The organism is uncultured Cetobacterium sp. (assembly GCF_945952365.1).
Taxonomy (GTDB): domain Bacteria; phylum Fusobacteriota; class Fusobacteriia; order Fusobacteriales; family Fusobacteriaceae; genus Cetobacterium_A.
In genome coordinates, this window is sequence record NZ_CAMFHX010000014.1 from 63133 (window position 1) to 72094 (window position 8962).

Consider the following 8962-nt stretch of genomic DNA (forward strand, 5'->3'; position numbering starts at 1 on the left):
CTGATCTCTTTTTCTTTTAATTTGTAATAAATAATGTATAATAAAGTATATAAAAGGCTAGGAGGAGTTTATGTTTAGAAAAGATATTTCACAATTTTTAATAGATAAAAAAAATAGTGTTGTTTACATAGCATCATCTAATAAAAATATAGATATCTATTTTGACAATATAAAAGATGAAGAGAAAAATATAGTAAAGCTTTCAGATTTACAAGATGAAGAGGAATATTATAAGGTTAACTATGAGCTTTTAGAGAAAATCAACTTAACTGAAAAAATTATAATTTTAACTTCATTAGAGGGATTGTTAATGCATTATTCTTTGGATGAGGAAACTCTAAATTTAAAATTAGGAACTACCCTAAGTAGGAAAAATTTAATAGAAATTCTAGAAAGAAATGGATATAAAAAAAATTATTTAGTTCAGAAAAGATTGGAGTTTTCAATTAGAGGAGATATTATAGATATTTTTCCTTTAAATGGTGAAAATCCAATAAGAGTAGAATTTTTTGGAGATGAAATTGATAGAATAACACATTTCTTAATTTCAGATCAAAAAAGTTTTGAAAAAATATCTAGTATAAATATATATATGAATAGAGATAATTCTCAAAAATTAGACTTTTTACAACTTTTAAATAAATTAGAAGAAAATAGAAAATTAGATATATTTTTAGAAAACAGTGAAGTTATTCAATATAAATTAGAAGAGACTATTTTAAGAGAGCGAGCTAGAGAAAATGAATTCAGAAAACTATATGATGAAATTGAAAAAAAATCTCAGAAGATAGAGGTTTTGAAAAGTGAAGGAGATAATCAAAAGGTAAAAGTTTCAAATAAAAAAGATGGAGTAAAATATGAGAACCTTTCTCAAATTAGAGAAGGGGATTATATAATCCATGCAAATTATGGTGTGGGAATATATTTAGGAATTCAAGATATAAATGGAAAAGATCATTTGGCTATAAGGTATGCAGATGAGGATAAACTTTTCGTTCCGATAGAAGGATTGAATAAAATAGAGAGATTTGTAGTGAGCTCAGGAAAAACACCCGAACTTTATAATCTAGGTAGAAAAGGATTCAAAAAAAGAAGAGAAAAACTTGAAGAGGATATGCTAAAGTTTGCAAAAGAGATTGTGGAGATTCAAGCAAGAAGAGCTTTGAATACAGGATATAGGTTCTCAGGAGATACAGTTTGGCAAGAGGAGTTTGAAGAGAAATTTCCATATATAGAAACAAGAGATCAAAAAAATGCAATAGAAGATGTGAAAAGAGATATGGAGTCTTCAAGGGTAATGGATAGAATTGTGTGTGGAGATGTAGGATACGGTAAAACTGAAGTAGCGATAAGAGCTACATTTAAAAGTGTTATGGATGGAAAGCAAGTTTTAATAGTAGCACCAACAACAGTTTTAGCTCAGCAACACTATGAACGATTTGTAGAGAGATATAAAGACTATCCTATAACTCTTGAGCTTTTAAGTAGATTGAATAGCGATAAAGAGCAAAAAGAGATAGTAAAAAAAATAGATTCTGGAAGCATTGATGTTATAATTGGAACTCATAGAGTTTTATCTGGAGATTTAAAATTTAAAAACTTGGGATTAGTGATAGTTGATGAAGAACAAAAATTTGGAGTTAAAGATAAAGAGAAGTTAAAAAAAATGAAAACAAATGTAGATATGTTAACATTAACGGCAACTCCTATTCCAAGAACATTAAATTATGCTTTATTAGGAATCAGAGACATCTCAGTTATAGAAACAGCTCCCGAAGGAAGAGTTCCTGTGGAAACAATTTTTATAAATGATAATAAAAAAGAGATAAGAGAAGCTATAATGAAGGAGATTGCTAGGGAAGGGCAAGTATTCTATATATTCAATAGAGTTAAACGGATAGAGGATAAGTTAAACGAGTTAAAAAAGGTATTACCTAAGTTTATATCGATAGATTATATTCATGGAAAGATGTCTCCTAAAAACATAAAAGAAAAACTTAGAAGTTTTCAAGATGGAGATATAGATATTCTTTTGAGCACAACAATTATAGAAAATGGAATAGATATAGAAAATGCTAATACAATTTTGATTGAGGGATTAGATAAGTTAGGACTATCTCAAGTATACCAGCTTAGAGGGCGTGTAGGAAGAGGAAAAAGAAAAGGGTATTGTTATTTAATTTTAGATAAAGATAAAAAACTGGGAAAAAAAGCTTCTGAGAGAAATGAGAGTTTAAAGGAAATTGGTGAATTTGGTGGAGGCTTTAAATTGTCTTTAGAAGATATGAGAATAAGAGGTGCTGGTGAAATTTTAGGAGATAAGCAACACGGGGCATTAGAAACTTTTGGTTATAACTTATACACAAAGTTATTGCAAGAGGAGGTTTCTCGTATAAAAGGTGATTATATAGAAGATTTTGAAACGAAAATATCTTTAAATGAAGAGGCGTACCTTCCTAAAACTTATATTGAGGGAGATGAAAGATTAATTATTTACAGAAGGTTAGTAGATATAAAATCTTTAGATGAGCTAAAAAATATTCAAATAGAGCTAAAAGACAGATTTGGAGATATACCAAAAGAGGTTTTAAATCTGTTGAAATATTTAGAAATAAAAATACTAGCTAAAGAATTAAAAATAAAAGAGATTCAAAAAATAGGTGAAGAGATTTTATATAAATTTGATAATAGTTTTGTAAACTTTGAAAAATTAATGAAAATTATTGAGTTAAAAGAAGCTCGTTACTCACAAAAAGACAGTGGTCTTTATTCAAATAAAAATATTTTAGAATTTTTATACTGGTATAAAGGAGAGGAAGAGAAAAATGAAAAAATTTGATGAATTAGTTGAAATTATAAAAAGATTAAGATCCCCTGATGGTTGTCCTTGGGATAGGGAGCAAACTTTAGAAAGTTTAAAACCTCACCTTTTAGAAGAAACATATGAAGTTTTAGAAGCTATGGATGAGGGTGGAAATAAACTGATGGGAGAATTAGGAGATCTTTTACTTCAGGTAGTTTTTCAATCAAATATTTGTGCTGAAAAAGGTGAGTTCTCAATAGAGGATGTAGTTCAGTCAATATCAGAAAAAATGATAAGAAGACATCCTCATGTTTTTGGAGATTTATCAGATGTCAAAACATCAGAACAAGTATTGGTAAATTGGGAAAAAATAAAAAAAGAAGAAAAAGAGCATGAAGATAGACTTTCTGTTTTAGATGGTGTTCCTGTTGGATTGCCAGCACTTCTAAGAGCTGAGAAACTACAAAAGAAAGCTTCAAAGGTAGGGTTTGATTGGCCAGAAATTCATGGGGTAATAGACAAGGTTGAAGAGGAAATAGCTGAGTTAAGAGAGGAAATAAAAGTACAAAATAAAAAGAAAGCAGAAGAAGAGTTAGGAGATTTATTTTTTGCATTAGTAAATTTATCAAGGCACTTAGGAGTAAATCCAGAGGTTTGTTTAAATTCAGCTTCGGCTAAATTTGAAAAGCGATTTAGATATGTAGAGAGTAGATGCGATTTAGAAAATGCAAGTTTAGAAGAGATGGATAATCTTTGGAATGAGTCGAAAAAATAAAAATATCTTTTTGAGCTATTGACATATGAAAAAAATAAGGTATATATAATATTACGGTAAAAAAGGAAGGAGAAGTAATGAGATTAGATAAATTTTTAAAAGTGAGTAGAATAATTAAAAGAAGACCAGTGGCAAAAATAGTTGTTGATGGTGGAAAAGCAAAGCTAAATGGTAAAGTTGCTAAAGCTAGTACAGAAGTTAAAGTTGGAATGGAACTAGAATTAGAATACTACAATAGATATTTTAAGTTTAGAATTTTAGAGGTTCCAGGAGGTAATGTTTCTAAAAATAAAACGTCAGAATTAGTAGAAGTTTTAGACAGTAAAGGTATTGTTATTGATTTAGATGGTGAGGAGGATATATTTTAATGCAAGTATACGAGCTTGAATCGAATGCTAAAATCAATATTGGGTTAAATATAGTAGGGAAATTAGAAAATGGTTATCATCTTTTAGATATGACGATGTTACCGATAACGTTATCTGATAAATTGATAGTAAAAGTGAATAATAAACTTGAAAAATTAAAAATAAAAACAAATAAAAAGGATATTCCTGTTGATGAAAGTAATATTCTTTATAAAATATATAAAAAATTTTATGAAAAAACTGAAATTTCTCCTTTGGGAATAGAAATTTATCTAGAAAAATATATTCCACATCAAGCTGGGCTAGGAGGAGGAAGTTCTAATGGAGCAACATTTTTAAACTTTTTAAATAACTATCATAGAAATCCTTTAAGCATAGATGAATTAATTGAATTGGGAAAAAATATAGGAGCGGATATTCCATTTTTCATTTTAAATTTACCATCTAGAGTACAAGGAATTGGTGAAAAAATATTTGAAATAGAAAATAATTTAAAAGTTTCTCTTGTGATTCTGAAGCCACCTTTTGGTGTTTCAACAGTGGATGCTTATAAAGAGATGAAAAACATTTCAAATCCTAAATTAGCAAATATAAATTTAATAATTGAAGGATTAAAAGAAAATAATATAGAGTTAATAGAAAAAAATATAGAAAATAATTTAGAAGAAGCACTTTTAAACTCAGATGAAAATTTGAAAAAGTTTAAAACTAAATTATTAGAATTAGAAGATGTTAAATTTTTTATGTCAGGAAGTGGAAGTGCATATTATGCATTTTTAATAAAGGATATTGCTGAGCAATTCAACAAGATAAAGCATAGATTTAACGATTGCGAGGTATTTCTCTGCAATTTTAAATAAAACTACTAAAACGTAAGGAAGGTGCATTTAGAATGAGAATTACAGATGTAAGATTGAGAACAGTAAAAAATGAAAACGAACTTAAGTTAAAAGCTTATGCAGATGTTACTTTTGAAGAGTGTTTTGTAATTCATGGATTAAAAGTAATTGATGGTCAAAAAGGAATGTTTGTTGCTATGCCTTCAAGAAAAATGCCAGATGGTGAATATAAGGATATAGCTCATCCAATAACACCAGAACTTAGAAAGGATATAACAGATTCTGTTATAGCTAAGTATAAAGAGGTTATGTCACAGGAACCAGTATCAGTAGTAGAAGAAATTGTAGAGGAATAAAAAAATATTGACAAGAGTAAAAAAAAATGGTATTATTTTAGCGATGTTGGGGTGTCGCCAAGCGGTAAGGCAACGGACTTTGACTCCGTCATGCGTTGGTTCGAATCCAGCCACCCCAGCCATTTAAAATGATATTTATAGGGAACTAATAAGTTCCCTTTTTTTATTAAAAAAAAGCCTTCTCTTTAATTTTTAAAGAGAAGGCTTTTATATAATTATAATTCACAATAGTTTTTAGCGATTTGAGATGCAAGTTTAGCATTATTGAAAACTAATTGAATGTTTGATTCTAAACTTTTTCCTTTTGTTATATCTTTAACTTTAGCTAAAAGGAACGGTGTACTGTTTTTTCCTTTGATTCCTTTTTCTTCAGCTTCAGAAACAGCATTATTAATTGCGTTTGTAATTGTATCAAAATCCATAGCGAATTCTTCAGGAATTGGGTTTGCAATAACAACTCCACCTTTTAAGTTAACATCCCATTTAGCTTTTAGAGTTTTAGCTATTTGTTCTGGCGTATCCATTTTGTAATCTACATTAAAACCACTTTTTCTAGTGTAGAAAGCAGGTAACTCTTTAGTTTGGTATCCGATAACAGGAACTCCTTTTGTTTCTAAGAATTCAAGAGTTAATCCAATATCTAATATAGACTTAGCTCCAGCGCAAACAACGGCAACATCAGTCATTGCTAATTCTTCTAAATCTGCAGATATATCCATAGTTGTTTCAGCACCTCTATGAACTCCACCTATTCCACCAGTTGCAAATACTTTAACTCCTGCTAAAGCTGCTATAATCATAGTAGAGGCAACAGTAGTTGCTCCGTCATCTTCAGAAGCTAAAATTGCAGGAATATCTCTTCTACTAGCTTTAGTAACATCAAGACCTTTTTTTCCTAAATAGTCAATCTCCTCTTTAGTTAATCCTACTTTTAGTTTTCCATTTAAGATAGCTATTGTAGCTGGAATAGCACCATTTTCTCTTACAACCTCTTCAACTTTTAAAGCTGTTTCAACGTTTTGAGGATAAGGCATTCCGTGAGATATAATAGTTGACTCAAGAGCAACTACAGGTATATTATTTTCTAATGCTTCCTTAACTTCTTTTGAAATTTCTAAATATTTTGCTAAATTCATAAATTTTCCTCCTTAATTTTATTAACATTTTCTAAAGACATATTATCACTAATTGTTTTTTCACTTGAAATGGCGATAGTAGCACAAGCAATACCATTTTTACAACTTTCAACTATATCAAGATTATCTAAAAAGCTATAGGCAATCCCCGACATGAAAGCATCTCCAGCTCCAGTAGTATTTATAACTTCAGTTTTAAAAGGAGACATTTTTCCAGAGGTCACTCCGTTTGAATAAAAAACACCCTCTTCTCCTAAAGATATGAAAACTTGTTTAACTCCTTTTTGAATAAAGAAGTTAGCACATTTTTGAAGAGAGTTGAAATCAACTATTTTTATATCAGATAGAGTTTCTGCTTCTATTTTATTTGGTTTTATTGTATGGAACTTACCGATAAACTCTTTAATTTTTAAAGCTTTTGTAGTAGATACACAATCTAAAAATATAGGTATATTAAAGTTGTTTACAATATATTGAATTGTTTCTTTAGGTATATTTGTATCAACTATACAAATTTTAGATTCATCTAAAATCTCTTTTTTAGATTTTATAAAATCTATAGTTACGTTCTCATATAAATCCATAGCAGAAATAGCAAGTTTCATATCGTTGTTATCATTTAATATAGATATATATGTAGAAGTTGAAGAGTTTGGGATTGTTAAAGAGTTAGAAGTATTTATTCCTAATACTCTACAATTTTTTTTCACTTCTTCTCCATTAAAATCGTCACCAAGGACAGTTATAAGCTCTACATCTTGATTTAATCTTGAAAGGTTATCTGCAATATTTCTACCAACCCCACCAAAAGAAGTATTCACTTTACCAGGATTAGAATCATAATCCTTTAAAGGTGAGTAAGATTTTGCTGAGATATCTATATTTGTACCACCTATAACAGTAACAAAAGATTTTTTTTGGATGATATATCCTTTGCCTATTATTTTTCCTTTTTTTATTAAATTAGAAATGTGTACTGCAATAGATGAACGAGCGATATCGGCTTTTTCAGCTAATTCGGATTGGGAAATAAAAGGATCCTCTTCAATCCATTTTAAAATCTCTTTTTCTCTATTAGTCATATGCACCTCCATATTTAAACAATTGTTTAATTGAATAAACTTTTGTTTAAATATTATCATTGAAGCGTTGAAATGTCAACGCTTTATCTATAAAAAAATTGATTTTTTATGTAAAAAATATTAAACTTTTAATAAAGAAAATAAAAAGGGGTGGTAGTTTGGATAATTTTAGAGGAGATAGAAGTAAAAAGGTATGGTTACTTACTGAAATAGTGGTAGGGGTTTTGTTTGCATTATTTGCTTACTTTGTATTAAAAGGTAAGGAAAATATATTAGAAGGGTTTATAAGGATATTGACATCTCCAACAGTTTTGATAACTGATTTTTTAGTTATAGGAGGAATGGGTGCAACATTTTTAAATGCATTTTTAATATTTGCGTTTAATTATACTTTGATGAGAATGTTAGGAACACCTTTGAATGGTTTGGCAATAGCTTCGTTTTTTACTGTTTTTGGGTTTTCTTTCTTTGGAAAAAATATATTAAATATTTTGCCATTTTATGTGGGAGGAATTTTATACTCTAAGTACGAGCATATTGACTTTAAAGATATATTAGTGACGATATCTTTTACAAGTGCGTTAGCACCATTTATAAGTGAAGTTGCATTTAATATACATGTTTTTAGTGAATATGCATATATACATGCTATTGTATTGGGAATAGTCATAGGATTTATAGTAACTCCTTTGGCAAAGAAAATGGCAGGTTTTCATGAGGGATTCAACTTATATAATCTTGGTTTTACAGGTGGAATATTAGGAGCTGTGATAGCTTCGGTTCTAAAATTATACCAATTTGTAGTAGTGCCTCAAAGAATAATATCTATCGAACATGACGTAGAATTAAAAATAATATCTAGTAGTGTGTTTCTGGCTTTGATTTTGATAGGGTACTATATAAATAATAAAAGTTTTTCAGGATATAAAGTTTTATTGAAGGATAGCGGATTGAAAAGTGATTTTGTTTCTAAGTATGGATATGGATTAACATTTATAAATATGGGAACTATGGGGTTCGTAGCGATGATGTATCCTGTTTTATTGGGCCAAACGTTAAATGGACCCTTACTTGCAGGAATATTAACAATAGTAGGTTTCTCTGCTTATGGAAAAACTATATTTAATATTACACCTATATTAATAGGTGTATTTTTAGGGAGGTTTGGAAGTACAACAGATGGATTTACATTAGCTTTGTCTGGATTATTTGGAACATCTTTAGCACCTGTAGCAGGGGTGTATGGTTTTGGATGGGGAATAGTAGCAGGAATGCTTCATATTGCAGTAGTTCAAAGTATAGGGGTTGTTCACGGCGGATTAAATCTTTATAATAATGGATTTTCAGCTGGAATAGTAGCAGGTTTTTTATTACCTATAATAAATACAACTAAAGAAAGTGTAAATAAAAGAAGAACAAAATATTTGCAAAGACAGAAAGCGTTACATGATTTAATAAGGAAAGCAGAGGATAATCTACAAGATAAATTTATAGATAAAAAATAAAATTTAAAAAAAATAAAAAAGTTTGTTGCCAAAAGTTGTTGTCTGTGGTATGATTATATATGTCAGTGGGAAATGCCACAGACGATGAATGAAAAGGA

At 29.1% G+C, this 8962-nt stretch carries 8 protein-coding genes and 1 tRNA gene; 7 read left to right on the forward strand and 2 right to left on the reverse strand.

Annotation, left to right across the window (positions count from 1 at the left end; translation table 11 throughout):
* The first annotated feature begins 70 nt into the window (after positions 1–70).
* The 6 genes from mfd (at position 71) to Q0O83_RS06840 (ending at position 5263) form a co-directional block, all read left to right on the forward strand.
* Positions 71–2839 carry a transcription-repair coupling factor gene (gene mfd, locus Q0O83_RS06815; protein ID WP_294095512.1) on the forward strand — a complete coding sequence of 923 codons (2769 nt, stop codon included), beginning with the start codon at positions 71–73 and terminating at the stop codon, positions 2837–2839.
* Entirely contained in the window at positions 2826–3578 is a 753-nt protein-coding gene (mazG, locus tag Q0O83_RS06820) for a nucleoside triphosphate pyrophosphohydrolase (RefSeq protein WP_294095514.1), read from the forward strand. Before mfd ends, mazG begins: the two co-directional genes overlap by 14 nt.
* 77 nt (positions 3579–3655) lie before the next feature.
* Positions 3656–3946, forward strand: coding sequence for an RNA-binding S4 domain-containing protein (locus Q0O83_RS06825; RefSeq protein ID WP_294095516.1), 291 nt, complete (start codon positions 3656–3658; stop codon positions 3944–3946).
* The gene (gene ispE, locus Q0O83_RS06830) at positions 3946–4806 is read left to right on the forward strand and encodes a 4-(cytidine 5'-diphospho)-2-C-methyl-D-erythritol kinase (protein WP_294095518.1); all 861 of its coding nucleotides are present in this window, start codon (positions 3946–3948) and stop codon (positions 4804–4806) included. The genes Q0O83_RS06825 and ispE overlap by 1 nt, the downstream gene beginning before the upstream one ends.
* A gap of 32 nt (positions 4807–4838) precedes the next feature.
* Positions 4839–5141, forward strand: a complete 303-nt coding sequence (gene spoVG, locus Q0O83_RS06835) for a septation regulator SpoVG (RefSeq protein ID WP_294095519.1) — start codon at positions 4839–4841, stop codon at positions 5139–5141.
* 47 nt (positions 5142–5188) lie between these two features.
* Positions 5189–5263: transfer RNA gene (locus Q0O83_RS06840), tRNA-Gln, on the forward strand.
* Positions 5264–5356: 93 nt separating this feature from the next.
* Here Q0O83_RS06840 and Q0O83_RS06845 read toward each other — a convergent pair.
* Together Q0O83_RS06845 and Q0O83_RS06850 are read right to left on the reverse strand one after the other, a co-directional pair.
* Complete coding sequence (locus Q0O83_RS06845) at positions 5357–6277, reverse strand: pseudouridine-5'-phosphate glycosidase (RefSeq protein WP_294095520.1); 921 nt, start codon at positions 6275–6277, stop codon at positions 5357–5359.
* On the reverse strand, positions 6274–7359 hold the full coding sequence (locus Q0O83_RS06850; RefSeq protein WP_294095521.1) for a carbohydrate kinase: 1086 nt from the start codon (positions 7357–7359) through the stop codon (positions 6274–6276). The genes Q0O83_RS06845 and Q0O83_RS06850 overlap by 4 nt, the downstream gene beginning before the upstream one ends.
* Positions 7360–7517: 158 nt before the next feature.
* On the opposite strand from Q0O83_RS06850, the gene Q0O83_RS06855 reads away from it, so the two are divergent.
* Entirely contained in the window at positions 7518–8864 is a 1347-nt protein-coding gene (locus tag Q0O83_RS06855) for a DUF1576 domain-containing protein (RefSeq protein WP_294095523.1), read from the forward strand.
* Positions 8865–8962: the final 98 nt, after the last annotated feature.